Origin of the sequence: Pseudomonas sp. IB20 (assembly GCF_009707325.1) — a bacterium.
Classification (GTDB): Bacteria; Pseudomonadota; Gammaproteobacteria; order Pseudomonadales; family Pseudomonadaceae; genus Aquipseudomonas.
Genome location: NZ_CP046103.1, coordinates 2,262,789 through 2,288,947, shown reverse-complemented (window position 1 = coordinate 2,288,947; position 26,159 = coordinate 2,262,789). Strand labels below are relative to the sequence as shown.

Genomic DNA, 26,159 nt, shown 5'->3' with positions numbered 1-26,159 from the left:
CTGCTGCGCCCATCAGAGATCCGTCTCCAGCCATCATCGTTACCCCACTGTTTGTCGTTATTGTTGCTGCATTAAACGCCACTATCAGGCCATTATCTATGGGCTATTAGAGGAGGCGCTTGCAACAGATCAATAGACCTGGGCGTAACCGGTATTTCTCTTGGGCGCTGCATGCACAGCGCCCAACTTCAGCCCATCAGGCTTGGCGCTGGTGCTTGTCGATCTGCTCGTGGCGCTCTTGCGCTTCGATGCAGTACTTGGTGGTCGGGCTGATCAGCAGGCGCTTGAGGCCGATAGGCTCACCGCTGTCGTCGCACCAGCCAAAGGAATCTTCCTTGATGCGTTCCAGGGCGCGCTCAAGCTGCGGCAGCATGCGCTGGTCGCGATCGATAGCATTAACCAACCAGGTGCGCTCTTCTTCCACGGAAGCGGCATCAGCCGGGTCAGCCGGGGTGTCCAGGCTTTCGATGGCGATGCGGTTCTGTTCAATGCGCTCGTGGTGTTCCACTTTCATGTCTTGCAGCAGCTGCTCGAAAAAAGCGTGCTGTTCGGCATTCATGTAGTCATCCGCCGGCATGGCCAGCAACTTTTCCTTTGTCATTGATTTCTCTATAAAAAATACGTGCATTAAGGCGAATAAGGGAGCGTTTCGGCAGACCGTTGCAGGCCTCGGAAAGGCGCCTTCCATTTCAAGCGCCACCCGGCACTCAATTTACGAGGGGCGGCAGTCTAAGGCCGACTTGAGGGCTCAGCAACTGAAATGACAGGCATTTTTTCCCAATTAACCTCCAAAGGCACCAGGACGGGCTTGGCGAATGGTCATCGGAGTGCGTTTATAGCAGGAAAGTTCGTTAAGCAGCTATAAGCCACACGCTGCAAGCGACCAGCTGTAAAGCTCGTCTAACTTGCAGCGTGTGGCTTACAGCGTTAAGCAGCTATAAGCCACACGCTGCAAGCGACCAGCTGTAAAGCTCGTCTAACTTGCAGCGTGTGGCTTACCGCTTGCAACTGCGCTTCAGCGTTTGAGTTTGCGCTTGTTGCGATACTGGTCGATCACCACCGCCACCACAATAATCAGGCCCTTGATGATGTCCTGGATATACGCATCCACCCCGACAAAGGTAAACCCGCTGGCCATCACGCCGAGGATCAACGCGCCGATCACCGTACCGGTAATACGCCCTACCCCGCCCGCCAGGCTGGTGCCGCCGATCACGGCGGCGGCAATCGCATCCAGCTCATAGGACATGCCCATGCCGGCCTGGCCCGTCGCGGCACGTGCCGAGGCGACGACGCCAGCCAAACCCGCCAGCAACCCGGCGATGCTGTAGACGATGATCAGGTGGCGCTTGACGTTGATCCCCGAGGTGCGCGCCGCCTGCATGTTGCCGCCGATGGCGTAGGTGTACTTGCCGTACTTGGTGTAGCGCAGGGCGATATGGAAAATCACCGCCACCACCAGAAAGATGATTACCGGCATCGCGCCATGACCGATGGCGGTGTAGGAATCCGAGAGCATGCTCACCGGCTGGCCTTCGGTGTAGTAACGCGCCAGGCCACGGGCCGACACCATCATGCCCAAGGTTGCGATAAACGGCGGAATACCGGTCACCGCGATAATGCTGCCGTTGATCGCCCCCGCCAGCAGCCCGACCCCGAGGCCCATCGCCACCGGGATCCACACCGGCAAATCCGTCAGGCTGGGAAACACCGCCCGGGAAAAGTCGGAAGTCTGCGCCAGACTCGCGGCGATCATCGCCGATAACGCCAGCACCGAGCCGGAAGACAAGTCGATACCGGTGGTAATGATCACCTGGGTCACGCCAATCGCCAGCAGGCCGATAATCGACACTTGCAGGATCATCAGCACCAGGCGCTGGGAGTTCATCAGGAAGCTCTGGTCGCGCACGATCCAGCCGAACACTTCAAACACCAGGCCGATACCGATCAGCACCAAGAAGATGCTTAATTCGGTGGGCAAACGCCTGCGGTTCTTGACCGGTGCCGTGGCAGGCTTGTTGTCTGTTATTGCGTTCATTGCCAATCACCTTCTTATTCTGGCAGTGGACTACGGTCAAACCGGAGGCCAGATGCATCACTTTTTCCTGGGTCGCATCCGCGCGGTCCAGGGTGCCCATCAGTTCGCCCTCGTGCATCACCATCACCCGGTCGCTCATGCCCAGCACTTCGGGCAGCTCGGAGGAAATCATGATCACCGCCATGCCTTCGCTGGCGAGAAAAGAGATCAAACGATAGATCTCGGCCTTGGCACCGACGTCGATGCCCCGGGTGGGCTCATCGAGAATCAGCAGCCGTGGGTTGGTCATCAGCCAGCGCGCCAGCAAGGCTTTCTGCTGGTTGCCGCCGGACAAGGTGTCGATGCACTGCTCCAGCGACGGGGTTTTCACCCGCAGCTTCTTGCACATGTCTTCGCACAGGGCGCGCAGGGCTTTCTGCTGGATGAAGCCGTTGCCCGAATAATGCGGCAGCACCGCCATTTCCATGTTTTCCAACACCGACAGGCACGGGAACAAGCCGCTGAGCTTGCGGTCCTCAGTCAGCAGCGCAAACCCTTTCTCGATGGCCATGTGCGGGTCGCTGATGCGCACCGGCTTGCCGTCGAGGGTAATTTGGCCGCCGGAGCTTGGGGTGATGCCGAAAATGGTTTCGGCCACATTGGTGCGCCCCGAGCCCATCAACCCGGCGATGCCGAGGATTTCGCCGGCGTGCAGGTCGAAGGACACGTCCTTGAACACGCCGTCCAGGCGCAGGTCGCGCACCGACAGCAGCAACTCGCCGATGGGCGTCTCGCGCACCGGGAACAATTGGCTCAGCTCACGGCCGACCATCATCGAGATCAGGCTGTCGCTGTTCATGCTGTCGGCGCGTTGCAAACCGATGTACTGGCCGTCACGGAACACCGCCACTTCATCGGCGATGGCGAACACTTCGTTCATTTTGTGGGTGATGTAGACGATGCCTTTGCCCTGGGACTTGAGGTCGGCAATGATCGAAAACAGGTGGGCCACTTCCTTCTCGGTAATGGCCGACGTGGGTTCATCCATAATCAGGATGTCGGAGTCGTAGGACACCGCCTTGGCAATCTCGACCATCTGCCGTTCGGCGATGCTCAGGTTGCCGACCTGTTCTTCAGGGTCCAGATTGATGCGCAACCGCGCCAGCAACTCAGCCGTGCAGCGGTGCATTTCACGGTGGTTGACCATGTGCAGGCTGTTGAGCTGCTCGCGGCCGATCCAGATATTTTCGGCGATGCTCATGTGCGGCATCAGGTTAAGTTCCTGGTGGATCATCGCGATCCCCGCCTTTTGCGCCGCCAGCGGCGTTTCAAACACAATCGGCTTGCCACGCAGGCGAATTTCCCCGGCGTCGGGCTGATAGATGCCGGCGATGATCTTCATCAGCGTCGACTTGCCCGCACCGTTCTCGCCCATCAGCGCCAGCACGGAACCGGGGCGTACGCGCAGTTGCACATCGGCCAGGGCCACAACGCCGGGAAAGCCTTTGCTGATATTGAGGATTTCCAGCAGGTAGGGTTCTTCCAGCGACGGCGGCTGGATACCGGGAGGCTGCGAGACAACCGCTTGAGCAAGCATATCGGGTACTCCATCAGCAGGGCGACCGTGGCCGCCCTGCTCGCTTATTGTTGTTATAAAGGGCTACTTGAAGTCTTTAACATTGTCCGGGGTGATCAGCTTGAACGGAATAATCACGTTCTGCTCGACCGGCTCGTGCTTGGCCATCTTGCGCGCGGCTTCCACCGAACCGACTGCCTGCCCTTTCGCATCCTGGAACGCCGACGCGGCCATGTCGCCCTTGGATATCGCGTTCAAGCCGTCCGGCGTACCGTCGACCCCAGCGATCAGCACAGTGCCAGGCTTGGTGCCCGCCGACTTCAAGGCCATGGACGCACCGATGGCCATCTCATCGTTGTTGGCCAGCACTGCATTGAACTCACGGCCTTGGGTCATCCAGTCGTTGACCAGGGTCATGCCGCGGTCACGCAGCCAGGTACCGGTCTGTTCCTGTTCGATGGTGATGCCCGGGTATTTGGCCAGGACTTCTTTCACGCCCTTGGTGCGGTTGGTGGTGGAGTTATTCGCCAGGTCACCCAGCAGGATCACGATCTTGCCTTTGCCACCGAGTTTGTCAGCGATGTATTGCATTTGCAGGCGACCGGCCTCGACGTCATCGGACGTCACCGCCACCACATCTTTAGGCAGGTCTTTCTGGTCGGGGCGGCGGTTGACGAACACCAGCGGAATGCCGGCCTTGGTCGCCGCACTGATGATGTTCTTGGTCGAAGCGGTATCCACCGGGTTGACGATAATTGCGTCGACTTTCTGGCTGATAAAGTTCTCGACCTGGCTCAGTTGCTTGACCACGTCGGCGCGGGCGTCTTCAAACTGCAGTTGCACGCCGTCGCCCTTGGGATAGGACTTGGCTTGCTTGTCCATGTCTTCGCGCAGGTAGGTCAGAAAGGTGTCATCGAAGGCGGACATGGTCACACCCACTTTGATGTCGGCAGCCGAGGCAAAGCCGCTGGCAAGCAGCATGGACAGGGCCAGCGCGGTGAAACGAATCGGGGTCTTCATGAACGGTCTGTCTCCAATTTCTTGTTGGTTTTTTGGACGTTGCGTTTTTCAGAGCGCGCAGGTCGGCAGTCGCACGATCGGTGCCCCCGGAATGCAGCACACCAGGGCGCCTTTGTTTTCGACGCAGAGCACATTAAGGAAGGAAAAATAAAACGGCCGGGCGCGGGGCAGACCGCGTGGCGCTTTGGAGGGGCGTAAAACTCGCAGTACAGCGTTGAAGATTTTCATCTGACGGTACCTGGTTGTTTTTGATCTTGTTTTTGTTGAGTCGCCTGGATCAAGCCCGAGGCGTACTTTTTGCAACCTGGAAAAGACTTTATTAGAAAATAATTTCCATATCAACCTGCTTTAGAATTTTATTCTATTTTTGTCGAAACCACCTGTTGCCGCTCGTTACTAAGGCGTGCGGCGTCCAATATACGGGTGGTTTCCAGTGCGTCATAGGCGTTCACCGGCAGCGGTCCCTGCCCTTGCACAGCGCGTTGCAACTGCTGATAGAACTGCGTCCAGCAGCCTTTTTCCGAGGGCACCCGTTCGCGCTCCGCGCCTTGTTCAAACCAGCCCCAGCGCCGATGCTCTTCCGCGCCCCAATGCTCGCCTTCGGTTTTCGGCGACTTGCCGGCCATCAGCGCGTCCTCCTGGCCATCCAGCCCTTCCACGGTGTAACAACCGAGGGTGCCACTGACGCGAAAACGCGGGGCCTGGCTGTTTTGCAGCGCACTGCCCCATAGGTGGGAAATCACGCCGTTGGCGTGGGTCAACGAGACAAAAAAACCGTGGTCGAGGCTGGGGTGTTCCGGGCTGAACTGTAATTGCGCGAGCACCCGGTCCACCGGGCCGAACAACTGCATCGCCTGGTCCACCAAGTGGCTGCCAAGGTCACGCAGCCAGCCGCCGCCGCTGGCATTGCCCACGGCTTGCGGGCTGAAGCGCTCAACCCGCGATTCAAAGCGGGTGATCTGGCCCAGGGCACCGGCGTCGATCAGTTTGCGCAAGGTCAGGAAATCCGAGTCCCAGCGACGGTTCTGGTAGACGCAGAGCTTCACGCCTTGGCGTTCGGCAGCAGTGATCAACGCCTGGGCCTGTTCGGCGTTGCTGGCGAACGGTTTGTCGCTGACCACGGCAACCCCGTGTTCGATAGCTTCCAGTACCAGTGCCGGGCGGCCCTTGAGCGTGGTGGAAATCACCAAGGCATCCACGCCGGCTTCGACGATCTGGCCGATGGAGTCGAACGCCTTGAGGCCCGGGTGGTCAGTCGCCAGTAGCTGACGGCGTTCCGGTGAACGCGTCACCACGCCGACAAAGGTCGCGCCGGGCAACGTTGCAATCAATGGTGCGTGAAAGAAGCGGCCGCCATGGCCGTAGCCGACTAGTCCAATTCGCATACATACACTCCTTCTAGAACTGAAAACCCAATCAAATGTGGGAGCTGGCTTGCCTGCGATAGCAGTGTGTCAGTCAATGAACCCGTCACTGAAAGACTGCTATCGCAGGCAAGCCAGCTCCCACACTGACTGCATTCCACCTGTCTAAATATGATTAGCCGTAGAAGCGTGGGCGATCCGGCAAGCTCACCTTGACGATCTGCTCACTGCTCTGCGCTTCAATACACGCATCCGCCGCGACCGCTGCGGCGAAACCATCCCACGCCGACGGCCCACCCACTTGCCCGGCGCGCACGCTATCGATGAAGGCCTGCAACTCGACGTCATAGGCGCCGATAAAGCGGTCCTTCCAATCCATCAGAATCGCATTCGACAGCTTGGCCCCGCTGCGCAGCTGCACCTGCGAAGGCTCCGGCAGTTTGGCGATGCCGGTCTCCCCCACCACTTCGCACTGGATGTCGTAGCCGTACTGACAGTTAACAAACACCTCCACATCGATGCGCGTGCCCTTGGCGGTTTCCAGCAGCACGATCTGCGGGTCACGTAGGTGGGCCAGGGCCTTGCTCGACTTGCGCGGAAACACCACCTGCACCGACACGTAGTCGTCGTCGAGCAACCAGCGCAACACATCCAGCTCGTGGATCAAGGTGTCGGTGATCGCCATGTCGGTCTTGTAGTTCTCGCCCACCGTAGGGTTGCGGTGCGCGCAGTGCAGCATCAGCGGCTCGCCGATCTGGCCGCTGTCGATCACGGCCTTGAGGGCGCGATAGCCTTCGTCATACGGGCGCATGAAGCCCACTTGCACCAGGCGCTTGCCGAAGGCAATTTCGGCGTCGACGATCTTGCGGCAGCCTTGCGCGGTCACGGCCAAGGGTTTTTCGCAGAACACCGGCTTACCCGCAGCGATGGCGGCAAGCACGAATTCCTCGTGGCTCGGGCCCCAAGAGGTCACCAAAATGGCCTCGACTTGCGGCGAGTTGATCAACGCATGGCCGTCCGCGTACACCTCGGCGGTAAGGTTCAAATCCGCCACCACCTTGGCGGCTTGCTCAAGGTTGATGTCGGTTACCGCCACCACTTGGCTGTTGAGCAGGGTCTGGCTGCAACGACGAATATGGTCACGGCCAATCGCACCGGTACCGATGACACCGATCCGCAACGAATTAGTAAGCAAAGACATGCAAACACTCCTCTTGTTATTAGTACTGCCGGGCTTTCGCCAGCTGTTCATTGAGTTTTTTCGCCGCAGCATTCGTGCGTTCACTGGTGGACACCTGGGCCACACCCACCCGCCACCACGACAGGTAGCCGTGAATCATGGTCTTGGGCAGTACCTTGATATCAATCAGCGTCGACACCGTTTGCGTGCGCGCATCGGCCAGGGCCGCGTCGAGTTGCTCCACGGTGCTGACTTTGTAAGTCTTGCAACCATAGGCCGCCGCGCTCATGGCGAAATCCACCGGTACCAGGCCGCCGTCAAGCTTGCCGCTCTCGGGGTCGCGGAAGCGGAATTCGGTGCCGAAACTGCCCATGCCATTGCCGATCTGCAGGTTGTTGATGCAACCGAAGGCCATGTTGTCGAGCAGCACCACGTTGATCTTGCGCCGCTCTTGGATCGAGGTGGCCAGCTCCGAGTGCAGCATCATGTAGGAGCCATCGCCGACCAAGGCGTAAACCTCTTTAGACGGTTCGGCCAGCTTCACGCCGAGGGCGGCATTGATCTCGTAGCCCATGCACGAATAGCCGTACTCGACGTGGTAGGTGTTGACGCCCTTACTGCGCCAGCTGCGCTGCAAGTCACCGGGCAGGCTGCCAGCGGCGGCGACGATGATCGCGTCATCGGCCAGGCTGGCATTGAGCACGCCAAGTACGCGGCTCTGGGTCAGGCACGAGCCGGTCAGTTCGATAAATTCGCGCAGCACCGCGCGGTCCAGGTGGTCATCGACCTCGGGCACAAAGTCGTCGCCCTGGTATTGAACCTGATGCACGCGGTCCACTTCCGCATCCAACTGCGCCTTGGCGTCGCGGATCTGCTCGCCCCAGCCGGCGCGGTAGTCGCCCAAGGCATCCGCCAGCGCCTCAAGGGCGACGTGTGCGTCCGCCAGCACTTGTACACCGTCGAGTTTCAAGGCGTCGCAAGGGCTAATATTCAGGTTGAGGAACTTCACCTCGGGGTGCTTGAACAGCGACTTCGATGAGGTGGTGAAGTCGGTGTAACGCGTGCCGATACCGATGATCAGGTCCGCTTCGGGCGCCAGCAGGTTGGCCGCCAGGCAGCCGGTTTCACCGATGCCGCCGACGTTCAGCGGATGGCTGGACAGCACCGCGCTCTTGCCCGCCTGGGTCTCAGCGAAGGGAATATCAAAGCGTTCGGCAAACGCCTGCAGCGCGGCATTCGCGCCGGAGTACTTGACCCCGCCGCCACAGATGATCAGCGGCTTGCGCTTGCCCCGAAAGGCGGCCACCGCGTCAGCGATCATCGCTTTGGTCGCCGGACGCCGCTCGATACGGTGCACACGTTTTTGCAGGAAGTAGTCGGGATAGTCCCAGGCTTCGGCTTGCACATCCTGCGGCAAGGCCAAGGTGACGGCGCCGGTTTCCGCCGGGTCGGTGAGCACGCGCATGGCGTGGATCGCCGCCGTCATCAGTTGCTCGGGGCGGTTGATGCGGTCCCAGTATTTGCTCACGGAACGGAAGGCATCGTTGGTGCTGATGCTCAGGTCATGAAACTGCTCAATCTGCTGCAGCACCGGGTCAGGCTGGCGGCTGGCGTAGACATCGCCGGGCAACAGCAATAACGGAATACGGTTGGCGGTGGCGGTTGCAGCGGCGGTGAGCATATTCGCCGCGCCCGGGCCTACGGAGGCGGTGCACGCATAGATCTTGCGGCGCAGGTGCTGCTTGGCAAAGCCGATGGCAGCGTGGGCCATGCCCTGCTCATTGCGACCTTGATGCACCACCAGGTCGCCGCTGTCCTGCTCCAGCGCCTGGCCCAGGCCGAGCACGTTGCCGTGGCCGAAAATGGTAAAAACCCCGGCGACAAACTTGCTCTGCACGCCATCGACTTCGATGTATTGGTTATCCAGAAACTTCACCAGGGCCTGGGCCATGGTCAATCTTGTTGTGGTCATCACTTGCACCTTGAGTAAATGCAGATCCATTGATCAACAGAGATTATGGGCAGGTCCGGTTTTTTTGTAAATGGGCGATGCTTGCCCCAATGGCTTGCTGGATGTCGGCTAGGCCATGCACGCTCTCGGCAAACGGTTCGAACGACAGGTAGCCGCCGTACCCAGTGCTGAGCAAGGTGTCGATCTGCGCGGCATTGCCGAGGATATCGCCCTCGCCCACCAGCACGCGGTGGCCGTCGCGAATGGAGTTGAGCGGTGCTACAGCATCTTCGACGCCGGAGATATGCACCAGGCCGGTCAGCTGCGGGAAGAACGCCTGCTCGCCGGCCAGGTGATGGTGAAAGGTGTCGTGCACCAGGCGGAACACATCCAGGCCGCCGATGGACTGGATCGCGTCCACCGCCACACGCTTGCGGCGCAGCGCAGAGCCTTCGAAACCCAGCGGCTCGATAAAGCCCAGAAGCCCGTATTCGCGCAGGATCGGCGCCAACTCACTCAGCGCGGTGCGCAAACCGTCCGCGCGCTGGGCTTCGTTGCGCGTATCGCCGCGCTCATTGAACGGGCACATCACCAAGCCTTGGGCCCCGCATTCACGGGCATAAGTCGCGAGTTTGATCGCCTGGGCGCGGCGCTCGTCATTCCACACGTCAAACGGGTACAGCGCGTTGATCGACAGCACCGTGATGCCCTGCACCTCGCACAACTCGCGCACGCGGCTGGCCGGGGTGCCGTATTCGATTTCGTTGCCTTTGAGGTCGTTGCGAATCTCGATGGCATCGCACTTCAGGGCCGCCGCCAACTGAATGAAATCCGGCAGGGAAAGGTTGGGCGCGACCATGCGGTTAAGGGCAAAACGTAACGGCGACTTCATTATTGTTCTCCGTTCAAACCGGTTACAGGTTCAGCAGCCAGCTGTGCTGTGGGTCGTTATGGAAATGCCAGGCACGCTTGGGACCGGCCATCACGTTCAGGTAATAAGACTCGTAGCCGTACGGCACGCTGACCGGGTGATAACCCTTGGGCACCACCACCAAGTCGCTGTTTTCCACGGCCATGGCCTGGTCGATGCTGCGATCGTCGGTGTACACCCGCTGGAACACGAAGCCCTGGGGCGGGTTGATCTGGTGGTAGTAGGTTTCTTCAAGAAAACTCTGGTGCGGCAGGTCGTCGGTGTCGTGCTTGTGCGGCGGGTAGCTCGAGGAGTGCCCCGACGGCGTGCGCACTTCCACCACCAGCAGCGAATGGGCCGGCTCGCTGTCCGGCAGGATGTCGCACACATAACGGGTGTTGGCGCCTTTGCCGCGCACACTGCGCTTGCATTGCTCGGGGCGGATCAGGCGCGGTGCAAAACCGGCCGCTCCCGGCGCGGCGCAGACAGCGATTTGCACATCGCTCAAGGCCGTGATCTGCGCATCGGTGCCTGGCGGCAGGTAGGCGGCGAAGGGTGATTTGTCTTCGAATACCGACTGGCGATCACCGAGGTTCTGCCAGTTGAAACCCTCGCCTTCGATATTCACCCGGCCGCTGAGCAGAACCAGGCACAACTCCTGATCACCGGCCGTGACCGGCAGGGTTTCACCGAGGCTCAGGCGGTAGGCGGCAAAGCCTACGTACTCCAGGCGCCCTTCTTCCAGGGCGACCATGGTTTGCCCGCGTTTGCTGCTTTTGACCAACAGGCTCATCACTTAAGTCCTCTCGTTGAGCAGCGCGCGCAAGGTGTCATAGCCCTTTTTCGCATAGATATAGCTGGGCGCCACGGCCGGGTCCTGCTCGGCTTCCACCACCAGCCAGCCCTCGTAGTGGGCCGCCAGCAGCACATCGAGCAGTTCGCCAAAGTCGATATCGCCATCGCCGGGCACGGTGAAGGTGCCGTTGACGATGCAGTCGGGAAAGCTCCACATCTGGTTGCGCGCCAGTTGCACCACCGGTTTGCGCACGTCCTTGAAATGCACGTGGCAGATGCGCTCGATGTGTTTGCGCAGCACCTCGATGGGTTCGCCGCCGCCCATGTAGCAGTGGCCCGAATCGAACAGCAGGCCGACTTCCGGGCCCGTTCGTTTCATAAGCTGGTCAATGTCTTCGGGGGATTCGACGTAAGCGCCCATGTGGTGGTGGTAGGCCAGGCGCACGCCTTGGGACAAGGTGAAGCGCGCCAGCTCAGTGAGTTTGTCGGCGTAGTCCTGCCAGGCGTGTTCGCTATGGAAACGCGGACGTTCGATCAGGCGCACCTTGGCGCCCTGGATCGAATCGGCGACTTCGCCGTAGACCAGCACCTTGGCGCCGTTGAGTTTCAGCAGCTCGACGTGGCCGGCGATGGCCTCGATTTCTTCCGCCACCGAGCGCCGCGCCAGGCGGCTGGAGTACCAGCCGGAGACCAGCGCCAGGTCATAGGGGCGCAGCACATCGCCGACGCCTTTGGCGTCCTTGGGGAATTTGCCGTTGAGTTCAAAACCTTCGTAGCCGATCTCCTTGCCTTCGCCCAGGGCGGTGCTCAAGGGCGTTTCACCGCCCAGGGCCGGCAGGTCGTCGTTGCTCCAGGAGATCGGGTTGATGCCAATTCGGATTGCGGGCATGGCTGCACCTTTTTGTTGTTTTTCAGCTATCACTGAGGTCTGGCTTTATGTGGGGCGCCAAAAAGCAGCTCCCACATTGGATTGCATTTCAAGTTGAAGACTGTGTTTAGGTTCGGGCGCTGCGCCAGGCGTTGATGAGCTGTTCGAATGTACCCTGCACCTGCTGGATCAGGGTTTCATCATCAATTTCCCCCGCCATCCACGCGCGGCTGGGTTCCTGGAAAATCGTGCGGCCCACGGCGAACCCCCGGCAGGTGGTGCTTTGGCTGGCTTGCTGGAAGCCGTCGGCGAGAAACTCGGCCGAGGCGTTCAGGCCCAGCAGCACTACGCCACGGCAGTACGGGTCACGTTCCTGGATCAGCTCATCGAGCTTTTTCCAATCCTCGGCCGACTGCGCCTCGATCTTCCACCACGCCGGGTAGATGCCCAGGTTGTACAGGCGCTTGAGGCTGCGATAGAGCACATCAGGATAGGTCGACGGGTGATCCTTGGGCGGGATGACTTCCAGCAGCAGCTCATGGCCGCTGACCAGCGAGGCCTCGTACACCGCTTTGAGTTGCGCTTCCTGTTCCAGGCGCAGCATCGGCTCGTCATCGGGGTGGTATTGCACCAGGCACTTGATGATCTGTTCTTGGGGCCAGGCGATCAGGTTGCTGCCCACCGAACGGCCGTGCTCGAACGCCAGCGGGCGCGAGTTCTGCACTTCTACCGGGCGGGCAATCCACCAGCCGCGACCGCTGGCGGCGTTGAGCGCGTCCTGGCCGAAGCGCTGATCGGCCAACAGGCCCACATCGGCGTCGACACCTTGCTCGCGCAGTTTGCCCTCGACGCGTTCGATGGCTTGGATAAACAGCTGCTTGATGTCGCTGATACGTGCCGTGTCCTGGCCGCCTTTTTGCGCCAGGTCCACCAGTTGCCAGCGATGATCGAAGGCAAACACGAACAGCTGCTTCCAGGCTTTGCGCGGCACCGTGACGCGGTGCAGGCGTTGCAGGGTTACGTCTTGATCGGGCCGGGTGATAGGCACCGGGCTGTTGAACAGGTAATCCAGTTCGGCAGGCGTAGGCATGGCCGGTGCGCAGGCGTGGCGGGACACCACCAGGCCGCCGCAGGCATTGGCCAACTGGCTGCAACGTTCGTCGCTGGCATCCTTGAGCCAGCCGCTGAGGAAGCCCGACATGAACGCATCGCCGGCCCCCAGCACGTTGAGGACTTCAACGCGCACGCCGGGGTAGATTGCGCCGTCTTCCAGCCGCGCCGCAATTGCGCCGTGGATCACCGTGCAGCCCTGCGGGCCGAGCTTGACCACCAGGGTTGCCGGGGTCAGGTCCCGTACGGTGCGCAGCGCGGTGAGCAAATCTTCACTGCCGCCGGCGATCAAAAACTCTTCTTCGGTGCCGACGATCAAATCAAAACGAGGCAGGATTTTCTGCACGTGCTGGCTGACGTTCTGGTCGGCAACAAACCGTGTTTCGCCATCCGCCTTGCCCGCCAGGCCCCACAGCACCGGGCGGTAGTCGATATCCAGTACGCGCTGGACGTTGTGCTTGGCCGCGTAATCCAGGGCCTGAATGCTGGCCTCGTACACGCTGTCGGTGGAGAAATGCGTGCCGGTGATCAGCAAGGCTTTGCTGGAGGCAATAAAGGCTTCGCTGATGTCTTCGGCGCGCAAGGCCATGTCGGCACAGTTTTCGCGGTAGAACACCAGTGGAAAGGTTTCGCGGTCCTTGAGGCCCAACAGCACCAGGGCGGTGAGGCGTTCCGGGTCGACCTTGATGCCTCTGACATCACAGCCTTCGCGGGCCAAGGACTCCACCAGGAAACGGCCCATATGGTCGTCCCCTACCCGGCTCAGCATTGCTGACTTGAGCCCCAGCCGCGCGGTGCCGAAGGCGATATTGGCGGAGGACCCGCCGAGGTACTTGGCAAAGCTGGACACGTCCTCAAGCCGCGCACCGACTTGCTGTGCATAGAGGTCGACGCCCAGGCGCCCGAGGCAAATCAGATCCAATTGACGCCCACTGGCAAAACGAGTCTGGCCCATGCTGGCTCCTGTTATTTTTATCAGCCTGCGTGGTGCCGCCGTGGTGACGGCACACGCTCTTGGTGCAAGCAGACTAGAACGTCCGGCGGCCGCAATCAATATTTATTCCATAATTATTTTTAGTGGAATATTTTTTCCAATAAGCCAGCATAATGGCATGCCAGCCGTCCTGCATCGTTTCAGCAGGCCACGGCCGCCGTGATGCCGGGGTATTTTTTTGCGCCTACCCTGTAGACTTGCGCCCACCCATCAGCGCCTCAGAAGAACACGCCAGAAGGATTACCCATGTCCCGCACCGATCCCGAGACCACCCTGGAAGACACTATCGCCAGCCCTCCGATCAATGCCGAGCGCCTGTTGCAGCTGATCACCGACGAATACGAGAGCCTGCCGCGCCAGCTCAAGCGCATCGCCAGCTACATGAGCCAGCAGAGCGACCGGATCATGGTCGACCGCATCAGCGACATCGCCCGCGAATGCGAAGTGCACCCCTCGGCCATCGTGCGGTTTTCCCAGCGCTTCGGTTTCAGTGGGTTCAGTGAAATGCAGGCGCTGTTTCGCGAGGCCTACACCCACAAGACCACGCCGGTGCAGAACTACCAGCAGCGTATCCGCAGCATGATCGCCAACAAGTCGCAGAAGGCCAGCGGCGGTGACCTGGCGCGTGAGTGCGTGAACGCGACCCTCTCCGGCATCGAACGCCTGGGGCTGGAGCTGGATGATGTGGCCTTCGAGAAAGCCGTGGACCTGGTGGTTAACGCCGACAATATCTACGTGGTCGGTGTGCGCCGCTCCTTCGCGGTGGCCGATTACCTGGTCTACAACCTGCAGCACACCAACAAGCGCATCCATCTGATTTCCGGTTTGGGCGGCAGTTATCGCGAGCAGATGCGCAGCGTGCGCGCCAATGACCTGGTGATTGCGATCAGCTTTACGCCGTATGGCAAAGAGACTCAGCACTGCTTGCGGATTGCCCAGCATCATCAGGCCAAGACCTTGATCATTACCGACAGCAACCTGTCGCCCCTGGCCAAGCGGGCGAACGCGGTGCTGTTAGTGAATGAGGGGTCGTCGTTTGCGTTTCGCTCGTTGAGCGCCACGCTGTGCCTGTGCCAGGCACTGTTTATTGCGGTGGCGTATCGGTTGGAGTTGAAGGTCGATGAGATTCATGAGCAGGTGCACCGCGAAACVACATGTGGGAGCGGCTTGCCGCGATGGGCATAGGTATCTACACATCTTTTTATGGGTTGATTCTTTGGTTGTCGCGGGGGCGCTGGGTACATATCCGTTATTTGGGTAACGGCTGCTATGGGTTCCGCCCTTACGGCGGGTCACTTTTGAAAGAGCCCAAAGTAACCAAAAGCGCACCACTCGACACCTCGCCTCCGGCTCGGTGTGCCCTCTCTCCGGCATTACTCCGCGGGCCGCCGCGACGGGCCGTCCCTGCCCCGTCGCGGCTAAACCGGCGTCCTGCCGGTTTACCCCCGCTCCAAAGCCTGCGTTCGGCCAGCGTGGTTTAACGGGGCGCCTAAGATCAAGATCAAAAGCAAGAGCACGGCGGCCTAGTAGCCGACCTGAGTGGTTGAAGCAAATCAAAAGCAAGCCGAGGCGGCCTGACAGCCGACCTGATCTTGGAAGTGAAACTCAATCAAATGTGGGAGCTGGCTTGCCTGCGATGGCGGTCGTCAGCTCATGTGTAACTGACCCACCGCCTTCGCGAGCAAGTCGAGTCGTCGCACCGCCGCTCCCACATTGGGATCTCATTACATCAGCTAGATAGGATGTTGCTGTGCTGTTGCCCTGCTTTTGCTTCTACCACTCAGGTCGGCTACTAGGCCGCCGTGCTCTTGCTTTGATTTGATCTGAGGCGCCCCGTTAACCACGATGGCCGAACGCAGGCTTGAATCCGTGGGTAACCCGGCAGGACGCCGGGTTAGCCGCGATGGGCCAAGGATGGCCCATGGCGGCGGCCCACGGATTCAAGCCGGAGTGAGGGCATGCCGAGCCTAGCGAGGCACCGAGTGGTGGGGCAAGAGCCCTTTTGGTTACTTTTGGGGCTCTTTTCCAAAAGTGACCCGCCGTAAGGGCGGAACCTACGAAGCCGTTACCGCAGCAACGGATATGTACTCAATCTACCTAACCCCTCACAGGCTAAAGCAACACAAAAAGTTGGTAGATCCTATGCTGCGATAGCGGATCAGTACTATTTCACTCCGCTCCGCAAGCCCGCTCCCACATAAAGCCAGTTCCTACAGTTTGCTCAGTGCCTGGTTTTGGGGCGGCGTAGCAGTTTGTAGGCGGCTGGGATTACGAAGAGTGATAGCAACGGCGCGGTGAGCATGCCGCCGATCATCGGCGCGGCGATGCGGCTCATGACTTCGCTGCCGGTGCCGCCGCCCAGCAAAATCGGGAGCAAGCCGGCGATGATCACGGCCACGGTCATGGCTTTGGGGCGCACGCGCAGTACTGCGCCTTCGGTGATGGCGGCCAAAAGGTCGCCGTCCTTGCGCGCCGCCCAGGCGTTTTTCAGGTACAGCAGCATGATCACGCCGAACTCCGCCGACACACCCGCCAACGCGATAAAGCCCACGCCCGTGGCCACCGATAAGTTGAAACCCAGCCAGTACAGCAACCACACGCCTCCCGTCAGCGCAAAGGGCAGCGTGGCGATGATCAGCAATGCCTCGTCCACACGGCGGAAGGTCAGGTACAGCAAGACAAAGATGATCAACAACGTCGCCGGCACTACCAGCTTCAGGCGTTCATTGGCGCGTTCCAGGAACTCGAACTGCCCCGAATAACTGAGGCTCATGCCCGGTTGCAGTTGCACCTGCTGGTTGATTGCTTCACGCAGGTCTTTGACCACCGACGCCAAGTCGCGGTCGCGCACGTCGATGTAGACCCAGCCCGAAGGCCGTGCGTTTTCACTCTTGAGCATTGGCGGGCCGTCACTGACCCTGAGCCTGGCCACCGTGCCGAGGGTGATCTGGCTGCCTTGCGGTGTATAGATCGGCAGGTTTTCCAAAGCAGTTACCGAGTCGCGCCAAGCCTTCGGGTAGCGCAGGCTGATGGGGAAACGCGCCAGGCCTTCAACGGTCTCGCCAATGGTTTCGCCGCCAATCGCTCCCGACACAATCGACTGCACATCGGCAATGTTCAGCCCGTACTGTGCTGCGGCTGCACGGTCGATGTCCACGTCGATATAGCGCCCGCCGGTCAGCCTTTCAGCCAACGCCGAACTCACGCCGGGCACCCCCTTGGCGACCTTCTCCACGGCCTGGGTCACCGCGTCGATCTGCATCAGGCTTAAGCCTGCGACTTTCACGCCAATCGGGCTTTTCACCCCAGTGGCGAGCATGTCGATGCGGTTGCGGATCGGTGGAATCCAGATGTTGGTCAGGCCCGGCACCTGCACCGTGCGGTCCAACTCTTTGACCAGTTTGTCCGGGGTCATACCCGCGCGCCATTGGTCCCGGGGCTTGAATTCGATCGTGGTCTCGAACATCTCCAGTGGCGCCGGGTCGGTAGCGGTTTCGGCGCGACCGGCCTTGCCGAACACATGGGCGACTTCCGGCACACTTTTGATCAGGCGATCCGTGCGCTGTAGCAGTTCACCCGCGGTTTGCGTCGACAGCCCCGGTAGCGCCGAAGGCATGTAGAGCACGTCGCCTTCATCCAGCGGTGGCAGGAACTCACCGCCCAGTTTCGACAACGGCCACAGCACGCTGGCGACCATCAACAGCGACACCAGCAAGGTCGCGCGTGGCCAACGTAGCACCGCGTCGAGGGCCGGTTGATAGAGCCTGATCAGGCCGCGATTGAGCGGGTTGCGTTGCTCGTCAGGGATACGCCCGCGAATCCAATAGCCCATCAAGACCGGGACTAGGGTCACCGACAACCCGGCCGCCGCCGCCATGGCGTAGGTTTTGGTATACGCCAGCGGGCCGAACAGCCGGCCCTCCTGCGCTTGCAAGGTGAACACCGGGATAAACGACAGGGTGATGATCAACAGGCAGAAAAACAGCGCCGGCCCGACTTCCACTGCTGCATCGGTCACCACCTTCCAATGCGCGTCGCCCTTTAAATCTCGCCCTGGATTGGCGTAGTGCCAGGCTTCGATTTTCTTGTGGGCATTTTCGATCATCACCACGGCCGCATCCACCATCGCGCCGATGGCAATCGCGATGCCGCCCAGCGACATGATGTTGGCGTTGATCCCTTGGTAGCGCATGACAATAAACGCCATCAACACGCCCACCGGCAGCGAGATGATCGCCACCAGCGATGAGCGCAGATGCCAGAGGAAAATCCCGCACACCAGCGCCACCACCAGGAACTCCTCCAGCAGCTTGTGGCTGAGGTTGTCCACCGCGCGGTCGATCAGTTTGCTGCGGTCGTAGGTGGCGACGATTTCCACGCCGGGCGGCAGGCTGCTTTTCAGTTGCTCCAGCTTGGTTTTGACTGCAGCGATGGCTTCACGGGCATTTTTGCCGCTGCGCAGGATCACCACACCGCCGACCGCCTCACCTTCGCCGTCGAGTTCACTGATGCCCCGGCGCAAGTCCGGGCCGAGTTGAATCGTTGCTACATCGCCGAGGGTGACCGGCACATTGTTGCTGTCGAGGCGCAGTGGAATAGCGCGGAAATCGTTGAGCGTTTTCAAGTAACCGGACGCGCGCAGCATGTACTCGGACTCGCCCATATTCAGTACCGAACCGCCAGTTTCCTGGTTGGCCTTGCCGATGGCGTCCGCCACTTGCGCCTGGGTGATGCCACGACTGGCAAGGGCCAGCGGGTCAAGCTGCACCTGGTACTGCTTGACCTGGCCGCCGATGGTCGCGACTTCCGCCACATTCGGCAGGGTCTTGAGTTCGAACTTGAGAAACCAGTCCTGCAGCGCGCGTAACTGCGCCAGGTCGTGCCGCCCCGTGCGATCCACCAGCGCGTATTGATAAATCCAGCCAACCCCGGTGGCGTCCGGCCCCAGCGCCGGTTTAGCCGACGCCGGCAGCCGCGCCTGCAACTGGCTGAGGTATTCCAGCACCCGCGAACGCGCCCAATACAGGTCGGTGCCTTCGTCAAACAGCACGTAAACATAGCTGTCGCCAAAGAACGAAAAACCGCGCACGGTCTTCGCCCCCGGCACCGAAAGCATGGTGGTGGTCATTGGGTAGGTGACCTGGTTTTCGACAATCTGCGGCGCCTGGCCCGGGTACGGCGTGCGGATGATCACCTGCACATCCGAGAGGTCCGGCAAGGCATCGACCGGCGTGTTTTGCACGGCCCAGACGCCCCACGCAGTGATGAACAGCGTGGCGAGCAGTACCAGAAAACGGTTGGCCACCGACCAACGAATCAGCAAGGCGATCATGGCTGAGCTCCGGGCTGCATGCTCATTTCAAAAGTGCCGGACGCTGGCGATACTAATCCGCGCAAACTTGCTTCAGAGTCCAGCAAAAATTGACCGGACGCGACCACCTGCTGGCCTTCCTGCAAGCCGCTGCGGATCACGGTCTGGTCCTGGTTCTCGGCGCCCACCTCGACTTCCAGCGGTCGAAAGTGCCCGCCTTCCTCGGCCAGCATCACCAACACGCGCTTGCCGGTGCGGATCAACGCTTCGCTGGGCACCTGCAACACCGCTTGCCCGCTGGTTTGTGCCAGGCGCACCTGGGCGGTCATGCCGGGGCGCAAACTGCCGTCGGCATTGGGCAGTTCGACGCGAACCTGCACGGTGCGGCTGTCGATGGCGTTGGCCGGCAGGATCGCGCTGACGCTGGCGTTGACCGTTTTGCCCGGCAACCCGACAAACTGCGCCGCCACGCGTTGCCCCACGGCCAACGCCGCGCCTTGAGCCTGGGGCACAGCGACCTGCAACCACACCTGATCCAAGCCATTGACCCGTGCCAGGGTCTGCCCCGCCGCTACGGTCATGCCTTCGCGCACGTCCAGGGTTTGCAGCGCGCCGCCCAACGGCGTGGTGACGGTCAACACCGACTGCACCTGGCCGCTGCGTTCCATCTGGGTGATCAGCCCGGTAGGCATGCCACTCAAGCGCAGGCGTTGGCGGGCAGCCGCCAATAAACCACTGTCAGCGGTATGACGCAGGGCGAGGAATTCTTCCTGGGCTGCGGCCCATTCCGGCACCAGAATGTCCGCCAACGGCGCGCCGGCCTTGAGCACATCCCCCGGCGCCCGCGCGTAGACCCGTTCGACAAACCCGCCGACCCGCGCTTGCACCACGGCGACATCGCGCTCGTTGAAGGCGAGGATGCCGGACAGGTCCAGGGTGGACGTCATCACGCCACGGCTGACCGTCGCCAGGCGTACGCCGATGTTCTGCGTCTGGCGTGGGTCGATCTGCACACTGGGCGTGTCAGCAGAGGCACCCTCGGCGTAACGCGGCACCAACTGCATGTCCATGAAAGGCGACTTGCCGGGCTTGTCGAATTTCTGTTGCGGGAACATCGGGTCGTACCAGTACAGGGCCTGCTTGTCGTTTTTGGCCGGTTCAGGCGCGCCCGGCTGCAACTGCGCCAGCCCGTAGCCCGCGCCCAGGCCAAGAGACAACAGCACTGCCGCGATTCGATTATTCATGGGTGGGCTCCCAATAGGCGAAGTACAGCTGGGCGCCGATCAAGGCGCGCTGTTCGATGGCTTCCAGCTGTTTGAAGCGGGCTTCGACCAGCTCGCGGCGGGCGCTGACCACACTCATCAAGTCGCCCTTACCCGCGCGATAACTGGCGAGGCTCAGGGCTACCTTCTCTTGCGCCAGCGGCACCAGGCTGTCCTGGCCGCGTTGCACGGCACGGTCCAGGCGTTGGTAAACCGCCAAATCGTCATCGAGCAGCTGGGTATGTTCACGGGTGGCGGCTTCGCGTTCAGCGTCGAGTTGGTCCAGCTCAGCCTGTTTGGCGGCAATGCCCGGGGTTTGCCGACGGCCGGGAAAAATCGGTAGGTCGAAGCTCAATTGCAGGCTGACCATATCGCCGTATTCGCGGCCGCGGTGTTGGTAGTCCACTTCCCAACTCCAATCCGAAGTCTTCTGCGCCTTGGCGTCCTGCAAACGCGCTTGCGCTTCGCGGGTACGCGGCACGAAGGCTTGCAACTCGGGATGTTGATGCAGGTTGTGGCTCAAACCGTGGCTGTCGAAGGTCCAGTTGGGCAACTGGCCGCTGGGCGCTTCATTAGCGGCCGGGCCGATCCAGCGTTTGAGGGCGGCGCGAGCCTGGGCCCGTTGTTGGGTCAATTCATCTTCGCGTTCGGCCAGTTCTGCGGCTTCCTGCTTGGGAATAACCGTATCAGCGGCCTGCCCACGGCCACCGGCCAACTGCGCCCTCACGCTGTCTTGCAACAGGCGATTCTGTTGGTAGAAGTCTTTGAACAACGCCTCTTTGCGCTCCACTGCGAACGCGCGAATCCACGCCTGGGCGGTGGCTTGACGCACGTTAAGGCGTTCGATGCGGCCCTCAGCCGCCGCCCGTTCTACCGTCGCATCGGCAAACTCAATACGGGCCTTGCGTTTGTCTCGGCTGGGCACCTGTTGCTGGATGCCGATCATCTGCTCGGTCATGTCATCGCCATACAACGTGCCGCGATTGGGCCCGCCGACGGGGAAATTCTGCAGGCCCACCACCAATTTCGGGTCGGGCAGTTCGCCGGCCGGGATGGCGGCTTGGGTAGCCGCGTGCAGCTTGGCCGTCTCAGCGGTCAACGAAGGTGCGTTGTTTTGCGCCAGGCGTAAGGCGTCATCCAGGGTCAGCGCTGAGGCCTGCGCGGGCCATGTCAGCACGCCCACCACCAGAGCGCGCAAGTAGAGGGAATTCATGGTGAAGATTCCTGATCTGTTCGACTGCGTTCCGCTTTACGCGGCCCACAGCAAGGCCATCCCGAATACGGGATGAGTCTTCAGGTGCGACAGGAATCAGGAACGGGGTGGGCGCCAGACGCCGGACGGCGTGCGGTCGGGGATGAAATCAGAGGAGAGACCGGCAACCAGCGGATGGGCCAGGGTCAGCGGGGCCTTGAGCACCGGCATGGACAGTTGCAGCAGGCTGCCGGTCTTGCATTCCTGGCCGGGTTTGCAGGCCTTGCCATGGTCGGCGCCGTCCTGGCAGCAGTCCGGGGCCATGTCGGTCATCATCTGCATGTCCGACATCTTCATCGGGCAAGGCTCGCTGCTCGACGGCACACCCGCCATCCCAGTCAGGGGAAGCGTGAGGCTTAACAGCATGACCAGGATTAAACGCAGAAGGCGGCTCATAGAGGCGCGAGTCTAGCCAAGCGCGCGTTAAGCCGCTATTAATAATTGCGCGAGCACTCGGCCGTGATAACGGATCTGCGCCAGGGTCAGCGCGGTATAGCCGATGATCACTGTAGGCAGCAGGCTCACACCCACACAAACCTTGCCCAGCGGCTGTAGCGTCAGCCCAACGGCGGCGCGAGTGCAGAATTCGCTTTCCTCGACACCGGCCAGCAGCCACAACACACAATGCAACCCGGCTTGCTGGCCGCTCACCCTGCAATCATCCGGCTGACACTGCGCCGCTCCCACAAGGGACCGAGCCAGGCTCAGGTTTAGTGCATGAAGAAGATCGCGATCATGTTCCGGCGCCTGGTGCTGCGTTTCGAACCCGACGCTTTGATCAGCGCCGCAATCGGCCTGAACGTGCTGGGTAGCCTGATGCTCGCGGGGGCTACGGCCCTGCTGCCGGGTGATTGGCTGGCAATTGTGCTGCCGATGGTGGTGATCACGGCGCGAGTGCAGAATTCGCTTTCCTCGACACCGGCCAGCAGCCACAACACACAATGCAACCCGGCTTGCTGGCCGCTCACCCTGCAATCATCCGGCTGACACTGCGCCGCTCCCACAAGGGACCGAGCCAGGCTCAGGTTTAGTGCATGAAGATCGCGATCAGGATGATGACCGGGATAGGTACGCCGAGGAACCAAAGCAGTAATGAGCGCATGTTGTTCTCCTTAATTAACGAACGTAGTTTTCAGTTTCGACGTACACCACGGCATCCCGGCGACGGCCGCCGAAGGTTGCAGCGAAGCTGGCGAAGAACGCACCGATCAACAGTGCAATAAAGGTCCACAGCGAGGTATAAGCCGCCACCTTCGCAGCAGTATCGGCGGCCTGTTTGGCTTTCAATTTGGCGTCTTCGATGGCTTTGCGTGCGTCGGCGTAGACCTTGTCGATCCGCGCTTGAGCATCGGCCTGGCTGAGGTTGGTGCGCTGGCTGATCAACTGGGCGAGGTAAGTACGGTCTTCAGGGGCCAGTTGGCCGTCGTTGCTCAGGGTGCGGGTGAAGATGCGTGCCACTACGCCATGCACAGCGTCATCGCTGACGGCAGCTGGGCGGTCGTCACGAAACAGGCTGTCGACGTAATAGTCAAAGTCGCCACTGTTGGCGCCTTTGGCTGCGCTGCCGGCAGCCTGGGTCAAGCCACTGGCAGCACCGGCCGCGACACCTGCACCGGCTTTAACGCCGCCGCTGACTACGCTGCTGACCGAACCGACCACCAACACTGCGGTCACCAGCGTGGCCACTGCCCACGCGAGGAAACCATGGGCGGTGTCGCGAAAGTACACCTCATCGCCATGCATATTGGCCCACTTCACGCGCAAACGACCGGCGATATACCCGCCCAGCCCCGACGCGACGATCTGGGTAAATGCCAGCCAAACAATCGTGGAAATGCCAAGCCCCTTGGCGCTGATGCCGCTGTCGGCCCACGGCGACACCGCCGAAAAACCCAGGCCGAAGCCCAGCAGCACCAGGATAAGCGACAGCGCAGCCGCAGCGGCGGCACCGGCAAAAATCGCCCCCCAGGAAACCCCGGAGTGCGTGCTCGACTCTTGCAGCGTGGATGAGGATGTGATCATTGTTGTTTTGCTCCCAGCAGGAAAAATAGTGTTACAACTCTCAAAAGGGACAGTGCAGGCAGCATGCCAGTCCGCATAAAAAATAAACTCGTTACATTTCAAATAGTTAATTAAATTGAACCCACGTGAACCATGCAAGTTGCAAGAAATGACCGAACAGAGCGTGCTTTATGCAATCCCTCAACAACCCCCGCCCCCTGTGGGAGCTGGTTTACCTGCGATAGCGGTCTACCAGACAAAAAGTGAGTGAGTGGTGCACCGCCATCGCAGGCAACCCTGCCCCCACAACGGACCGCGCCCAGCATGAAAGTTGTGTCAGTTTTGCCAACATGAAGTTTAATTTAGGAAGCGTTCAGGCATTTCTTGGCAAAATGCCCCCACTTCTAGTGTGAATCGCTCACCAGGTAATCCTATGACCCGTATTTTGACTATCGAGGATGACGCCGTAACAGCCCGCGAGATCGTCGCCGAGCTGAGTAGCCATGGACTGGATGTGGATTGGGTGGACAACGGCCGTGAAGGCCTGGTCCGCGCTGTGAGTGGTGATTACGACCTGATCACCCTCGACCGTATGTTGCCGGAACTCGATGGCTTGGCCATCGTCACGACCCTGCGCACCATCGGGGTGTCGACGCCGATCCTGATGATCAGCGCCCTCTCCGACGTCGACGAGCGCGTGCGTGGCCTGCGCGCCGGTGGCGATGACTACCTGACCAAGCCGTTCGCCTCCGACGAAATGGCCGCCCGCGTCGAAGTGCTGCTGCGGCGCAAAAGCACGGTCAAGGAATTCGAAACCGCCCTGCGCGTGGCCGACCTGGAACTCAACCTGATCAGCCGCGAAGCCAGCCGCGCCGAACAGCCGCTGAGCCTGCTGCCCACCGAATACAAGCTGCTTGAGTTCCTGATGCGCAACACCGGGCAAATCCTGTCACGGATGATGATCTTCGAGGAAGTCTGGGGGTATCACTTCGACCCGGGCACCAACCTGATCGACGTGCACATCGGTCGTCTGCGCAAGAAAATCGACCCGCCGGGCCTCACGCCGCTGATCCGCACGGTACGAGGTTCCGGTTATGTCATTGCTGAACCCCTCTAAGGGCTGGCGTTCCTCCAGCAGCCGCTTGCTGGCGCTGTACAGTTCGCTGTTTGTGGCCTGGAGCTGCATCCTCATGGGGGTGCTGTACTACGAGGTGTCGGGGTACCTGGGCGACTTGTCGCGCCACTCGCTGATGCAGCGCCAGCACCTGTTCCAACGCTTCGACGGTGAAGAACTGGTGGAAGCCCTGACCACCAGCATGACCTTCGACATGAAGGGCGTGGACGCCTACGGCCTGTTCGATGAGCAATTTCGCCCGTTGAGCGGGCCGATTCGTGCGGTGCCGCCCGACCTGCCGCTGGACGGCAAGATCCACGCCCTGGCTAATTGTGTCGCCTCCAACGACCCAAAACTGCCAAAGGACAGCTGCGACGCCGTGGCCACCCACACCGATGACGGCCGCTGGCTGGTGCTGGTGCGTGCCAACGGTTCACTGTTTGGCGTGACCCGGATCATCTGGCACGCACTGTTGTGGGCGCTCTCCCTGACGATTATCCCGGGCGCTGCCGGTTGGCATTTGTTGCGCCGCCGTCCGCTGCGGCGTATTCGCGGGATCCAGGCCAGCGCCGAGGCCATCGTTGCCGGCGACCTGACGCATCGCCTGCCGCTGTCCGACCGGCGTGACGAACTGGACATGCTCGCGGCCATCGTCAACGCCATGCTCGACCGCATCGAGAAGCTGATGAACGAGGTCAAGGGTGTGTGCGACAACATCGCCCACGACCTGCGCACGCCGCTGACGCGTTTGCGCGCGCAGCTCTACCGCATCAGGCAAGAGGCAGAGCAAGACTCGGGCTACGCGGTAAAACTCGACGATGCGATTGCCGAAACCGACACCCTGATGGCGCGCTTTCGCGGGCTGTTGCGCATCTCGGAATTGGAAGACCACCAGCGCCGCTCAGGCTTTTTGGTGATGGACCCGCTGCCGTTGCTGCGCGAGCTGCATGACTTTTACCTGCCCCTGGCCGAAGAAGGCGAATTGCAGTTGCGCCTCGACGTGCCCGAGTCGCTGCCCTGGATCACCGGCGACCGCGCATTGTTGTTCGAAGCCCTGGCCAACCTGTTGAGCAACTCGATCAAGTTCTCGCCACCGGGCGGTGAAGTGATCCTGCGCGGCGTGAATGAGGCGGGAAGCACGCGCATCGAAGTGCACGACTCCGGCCCGGGCATCCCGGCAGCGGAACGCGACGCGGTGTTCCAGCGGTTCTATCGCGTGGACGAAAACGACCAGCAAGGCGGGTTCGGGTTGGGATTGTCGATTGTGGCGGCGATCATCAACTTGCACGGGTTCAAGCTGGAGGTCGGCAGCAGCCAGAGTGGTGGTGCGCGGTTGGTGCTGGAGTGTCGGCAGCAGCTGATGCCCGAATAGCCCAAACACCACAAAATAATGTGGGTACCTACGCAACTTTTTGTGTTGCGCTAAGCTTTGAC

General features: G+C 60.9%; 22 protein-coding genes and 1 pseudogene. 5 read left to right on the top strand and 18 right to left on the bottom strand.

Annotation, left to right across the window (positions count from 1 at the left end; translation table 11 throughout):
* Positions 1–196: 196 nt before the first annotated feature.
* The 12 genes and pseudogenes from GJU48_RS10545 to GJU48_RS10495 form a co-directional block, all read right to left on the bottom strand.
* Entirely contained in the window at positions 197–601 is a 405-nt protein-coding gene (locus GJU48_RS10545; RefSeq protein ID WP_010564800.1) for a TraR/DksA family transcriptional regulator, read from the bottom strand.
* A 414-nt stretch (positions 602–1,015) separates the two neighbouring features.
* The gene (locus GJU48_RS10540) at positions 1,016–2,038 is read right to left on the bottom strand and encodes an ABC transporter permease (protein WP_094952516.1); all 1,023 of its coding nucleotides are present in this window, start codon (positions 2,036–2,038) and stop codon (positions 1,016–1,018) included.
* A 25-nt stretch (positions 2,039–2,063) separates the two neighbouring features.
* A pseudogene (locus tag GJU48_RS10535) lies at positions 2,064–3,614 on the bottom strand (sugar ABC transporter ATP-binding protein); the annotation flags it as partial.
* Positions 3,615–3,677: 63 nt separating this feature from the next.
* Positions 3,678–4,613, bottom strand: coding sequence for a sugar ABC transporter substrate-binding protein (locus GJU48_RS10530; protein WP_094952514.1), 936 nt, complete (start codon positions 4,611–4,613; stop codon positions 3,678–3,680).
* Positions 4,614–4,661: 48 nt separating this feature from the next.
* Complete coding sequence (locus GJU48_RS25155; RefSeq protein WP_094952513.1) at positions 4,662–4,841, bottom strand: hypothetical protein; 180 nt, start codon at positions 4,839–4,841, stop codon at positions 4,662–4,664.
* A 128-nt stretch (positions 4,842–4,969) separates the two neighbouring features.
* Positions 4,970–5,998: a Gfo/Idh/MocA family protein gene (locus GJU48_RS10525; protein WP_094952512.1), complete on the bottom strand. Its 1,029-nt coding sequence runs from the start codon at positions 5,996–5,998 to the stop codon at positions 4,970–4,972.
* 154 nt (positions 5,999–6,152) lie between these two features.
* Positions 6,153–7,178, bottom strand: coding sequence for a Gfo/Idh/MocA family protein (locus GJU48_RS10520; RefSeq protein ID WP_094952511.1), 1,026 nt, complete (start codon positions 7,176–7,178; stop codon positions 6,153–6,155).
* A gap of 19 nt (positions 7,179–7,197) precedes the next feature.
* The gene (gene iolD / locus GJU48_RS10515; protein ID WP_094952522.1) at positions 7,198–9,129 is read right to left on the bottom strand and encodes a 3D-(3,5/4)-trihydroxycyclohexane-1,2-dione acylhydrolase (decyclizing); all 1,932 of its coding nucleotides are present in this window, start codon (positions 9,127–9,129) and stop codon (positions 7,198–7,200) included.
* 43 nt (positions 9,130–9,172) lie between these two features.
* Positions 9,173–10,000, bottom strand: a complete 828-nt coding sequence (locus GJU48_RS10510) for a TIM barrel protein (RefSeq protein ID WP_155295982.1) — start codon at positions 9,998–10,000, stop codon at positions 9,173–9,175.
* Positions 10,001–10,022: 22 nt separating this feature from the next.
* Positions 10,023–10,811 carry a 5-deoxy-glucuronate isomerase gene (iolB, locus tag GJU48_RS10505; protein ID WP_094952509.1) on the bottom strand — a complete coding sequence of 263 codons (789 nt, stop codon included), beginning with the start codon at positions 10,809–10,811 and terminating at the stop codon, positions 10,023–10,025.
* Between the two features lie 3 nt (positions 10,812–10,814).
* Complete coding sequence (gene iolE / locus GJU48_RS10500; RefSeq protein ID WP_094952508.1) at positions 10,815–11,702, bottom strand: myo-inosose-2 dehydratase; 888 nt, start codon at positions 11,700–11,702, stop codon at positions 10,815–10,817.
* Positions 11,703–11,808: 106 nt separating this feature from the next.
* Complete coding sequence (locus tag GJU48_RS10495; RefSeq protein WP_094952507.1) at positions 11,809–13,746, bottom strand: bifunctional 5-dehydro-2-deoxygluconokinase/5-dehydro-2-deoxyphosphogluconate aldolase; 1,938 nt, start codon at positions 13,744–13,746, stop codon at positions 11,809–11,811.
* On the opposite strand from GJU48_RS10495, the gene GJU48_RS10490 reads away from it, so the two are divergent.
* Positions 13,745–13,948 carry a hypothetical protein gene (locus GJU48_RS10490; RefSeq protein WP_141240592.1) on the top strand — a complete coding sequence of 68 codons (204 nt, stop codon included), beginning with the start codon at positions 13,745–13,747 and terminating at the stop codon, positions 13,946–13,948. The two genes, GJU48_RS10495 and GJU48_RS10490, sit on opposite strands and share 2 nt — an antisense overlap.
* An 83-nt stretch (positions 13,949–14,031) precedes the next feature.
* Entirely contained in the window at positions 14,032–14,970 is a 939-nt protein-coding gene (locus GJU48_RS10485) for a MurR/RpiR family transcriptional regulator (protein WP_155295981.1), read from the top strand.
* Between the two features lie 1,036 nt (positions 14,971–16,006).
* Here GJU48_RS10485 and GJU48_RS10480 read toward each other — a convergent pair.
* From GJU48_RS10480 to GJU48_RS10460, 5 genes are all read right to left on the bottom strand, one after another.
* The gene (locus GJU48_RS10480) at positions 16,007–19,117 is read right to left on the bottom strand and encodes an efflux RND transporter permease subunit (RefSeq protein WP_094952506.1); all 3,111 of its coding nucleotides are present in this window, start codon (positions 19,115–19,117) and stop codon (positions 16,007–16,009) included.
* On the bottom strand, positions 19,114–20,340 hold the full coding sequence (locus GJU48_RS10475) for an efflux RND transporter periplasmic adaptor subunit (protein ID WP_094952505.1): 1,227 nt from the start codon (positions 20,338–20,340) through the stop codon (positions 19,114–19,116). Before GJU48_RS10475 ends, GJU48_RS10480 begins: the two co-directional genes overlap by 4 nt.
* Positions 20,333–21,571: a TolC family protein gene (locus tag GJU48_RS10470; protein WP_094952504.1), complete on the bottom strand. Its 1,239-nt coding sequence runs from the start codon at positions 21,569–21,571 to the stop codon at positions 20,333–20,335. The genes GJU48_RS10475 and GJU48_RS10470 overlap by 8 nt, the downstream gene beginning before the upstream one ends.
* Positions 21,572–21,667: 96 nt before the next feature.
* Entirely contained in the window at positions 21,668–22,006 is a 339-nt protein-coding gene (locus tag GJU48_RS10465; RefSeq protein WP_083358062.1) for a hypothetical protein, read from the bottom strand.
* A gap of 27 nt (positions 22,007–22,033) precedes the next feature.
* Positions 22,034–22,261, bottom strand: a complete 228-nt coding sequence (locus GJU48_RS10460) for a hypothetical protein (RefSeq protein WP_242155759.1) — start codon at positions 22,259–22,261, stop codon at positions 22,034–22,036.
* A gap of 66 nt (positions 22,262–22,327) precedes the next feature.
* On the opposite strand from GJU48_RS10460, the gene GJU48_RS25150 reads away from it, so the two are divergent.
* Entirely contained in the window at positions 22,328–22,597 is a 270-nt protein-coding gene (locus GJU48_RS25150) for a hypothetical protein (RefSeq protein ID WP_256671224.1), read from the top strand.
* A 129-nt stretch (positions 22,598–22,726) separates the two neighbouring features.
* On the opposite strand, the gene GJU48_RS10450 is transcribed toward GJU48_RS25150, so the two are convergent.
* On the bottom strand, positions 22,727–23,632 hold the full coding sequence (locus tag GJU48_RS10450; protein ID WP_094952503.1) for a hypothetical protein: 906 nt from the start codon (positions 23,630–23,632) through the stop codon (positions 22,727–22,729).
* A 412-nt stretch (positions 23,633–24,044) separates the two neighbouring features.
* Here GJU48_RS10450 and GJU48_RS10445 point away from each other — a divergent pair, with 412 nt between their 5' ends.
* Both GJU48_RS10445 and GJU48_RS10440 read left to right on the top strand, forming a co-directional pair.
* Positions 24,045–24,728 carry a response regulator transcription factor gene (locus GJU48_RS10445; protein WP_003219726.1) on the top strand — a complete coding sequence of 228 codons (684 nt, stop codon included), beginning with the start codon at positions 24,045–24,047 and terminating at the stop codon, positions 24,726–24,728.
* Positions 24,706–26,097: a sensor histidine kinase gene (locus GJU48_RS10440; protein ID WP_094952502.1), complete on the top strand. Its 1,392-nt coding sequence runs from the start codon at positions 24,706–24,708 to the stop codon at positions 26,095–26,097. The genes GJU48_RS10445 and GJU48_RS10440 overlap by 23 nt, the downstream gene beginning before the upstream one ends.
* The last annotated feature ends 62 nt before the right edge of the window (positions 26,098–26,159 follow it).